The sequence below is a fragment of the Paraclostridium sp. MRS3W1 genome (assembly GCF_032465715.1).
GTDB lineage: Bacteria > Bacillota > Clostridia > Peptostreptococcales > Peptostreptococcaceae > Paraclostridium > Paraclostridium dentum.
Map to the genome: position 1 here is coordinate 1 of NZ_JAWDJM010000051.1, position 2,390 is coordinate 2,390.

Annotated in this window: 2 protein-coding genes and 1 pseudogene; all 3 read right to left on the reverse strand. The window is 25.1% G+C overall.

Annotation, left to right across the window (positions count from 1 at the left end):
- Positions 1–532 (reverse strand): annotated as a pseudogene (locus RWY47_RS04300) (pentapeptide repeat-containing protein); the annotation flags it as partial.
- Between the two features lie 235 nt (positions 533–767).
- Complete coding sequence (locus tag RWY47_RS04305) at positions 768–1,409, reverse strand: lactate utilization protein (RefSeq protein WP_224170321.1); 642 nt, start codon at positions 1,407–1,409, stop codon at positions 768–770.
- Between the two features lie 2 nt (positions 1,410–1,411).
- Positions 1,412–2,287, reverse strand: a complete 876-nt coding sequence (locus RWY47_RS04310; protein WP_025162954.1) for a YihY/virulence factor BrkB family protein — start codon at positions 2,285–2,287, stop codon at positions 1,412–1,414.
- Positions 2,288–2,390: the final 103 nt, after the last annotated feature.

Genomic DNA, 2,390 nt, shown 5'->3' on the forward strand with positions numbered 1-2,390 from the left:
TTATAATATTGTCCATTGCACTTTGTTCAAAATTAGTTGTTCTCAATTTGCATTTTTCAAAAATAGCAAAAGATAGTATACAATTTAAAAATTTTGAATAAATATCACAATTTATAAAATGACAAGAAAAATTATCATATTTATTTAAAGATGGCTTATTCTGACTATCTTCTTTAAAAAAGCTACAATTTTCAAAACTTACGCCTCCATCTTCAAATTTACAATCTTCAAATATACATCCTACAAACCTGCACTCTTTAAACTTTAAGTTTTTGAATATACACCCTATAAACTTTGTACATATAATATCTTTATTTTCTATATTAGAAAAATTATCTTCATCTAAAATTCCTTGTTTTCCAAATATTTCATCGGTAAAAATTCTAAAACTGTACTGTTTGCAAGGATCGTATGTTTCAGGTAAGTTCTTATATTTTAATATGCTATCAAATAATTTCTTATTATTTATCTTTCTTTTATGTAACTGATTTTTAGTTACATAAACTTCTTCTTTAAAATTTATATATCCCATCTAAATCTTATTTATACTTAAGTTGTATACCCTTAATATTTTTTATTTGATGAGCATGTAAAAAGTTTTTTATTATCATATAAATACCTCCATAGAAGACTATTATTTACTTATTGTCTCTTATTTTATTACATAATATTCCTACAGTTAAAATTAAATACAAAAAAGCCATATCAATCCTGGTTCAAAGGTTTTAATATGGCTTCTTGTTTAAATATTTATTTTTCTCTAATTATTAATATCCAAAATTCTCATCTATAAAAATAACATGTATTCTTCCTTGAGATCTTTGTCTTTTTATCAAAGTATATTCACAGCATATTCTATCGCTACTTTTACAGTCCATGCAATAACCAGAAGCTTTGCAAGGTGTTTTAGTATCTAATCTTTTAGCGTTAGCAGGGGCAGAAAATTGTTCATTTCTTTTTATAGCTGCGTCTACATCTTTAACTATTTTATTTACTCCACATATAACGATAACTTTATCAGGTCCATATAGCATTGCTGCTACTCTATTTCCATTTCCATCAACATTATAAAGTTCTCCATTTTCTGTTATAGCATTTGTACTTGTAAAATATGCGTCTGCAAAAAATGATTTTCTATATATATCTTTCATATCCTGAGGTTTAAGACCTTCTTTATATCTATCAAGAAAATCGAATCGTCCTTCTCTTAAGTGCTCTATTACACCTGCTTCGAATAAAGTTTGTGAACCTCCACATGCAACAAAAGAGTTCTCTTCTACTAGCTCATCTATTTTTTTTATTAAATCTTCTTTAGATTTTGCCAAGTATCCATTCATATTGTTATTTTCTAAAGCCTTAATAGTTCTTTCAATTTGTCTTTCGTATACCCACTGTAAATTCTTATCCATTTTTATATATCCCTCCTATTAAATTTATTAAAATTTTTACCCCTATAGTAGATAAGAGCATTTATTTCACACCCTAATAGCATAATCCAGCTACTTAAGTAAAACCAAGTAAGCAGGGCTATAATGCCTCCTATACTTCCATATATAACTTGATAATTTGAAAAGTTATTTGTATAAAAAGAAAATATAACTGAAACTAATATCCATCCAAATATAGATAAAATAGCTCCTGGCATTGCCTCTATTAAATTTATCTTTTTATTAGGTCCATATCTAAATAAAGAACTAACTATCCATATGGTTATGGCTATTACAAAAGAATATCTGAACAAATTCCATGTTGGCATAAACAGTTTACTAAGTCCTAAAAATTTAAAAATTATATATCCAACCTTTTCTCCATATAATAAAAATACCATAGATGAAATTATTAATACTATGAGTTCTACTGTAAAATAAAATGATATAAGTATTAGTTTGAAAAAAGATCTAGTTTCTTTTAAATTGTATGATTTGTTTATGCCCTTTATAAACACTCTAACTGCACGAGATGAACTCCATAAAGTAAAGATAAAACTGAATACAGTTAAGCTTATGCTTTTATCACTTATTGCAGAGTTTATTATAGATTCAATCATAGCAAATGCACTATTGGGAATCAAATCATTAAATGAATTTAAAAACTTATTAATATGAATTATCGGTATATAACTTAATAAGTTTATCATAAATATCAAAAAAGGAAATATAGAAAGCAATAGGTAATAAGACATAGCTGCAGCTCTTGAATTAACATCATTTATGTTTACTTTTTTATAAATAACATTATTTTGAACATTGCTTTTTATATTATTTATATTATTTATAAGATCAACCACCTTTCACTCCTATAATATAATATCACATTATATTATATATCAAAAAATAAAAGTATTGCTAGTTTTTAGCAATACTTTTATTTTTTGATATATTATTTTATAT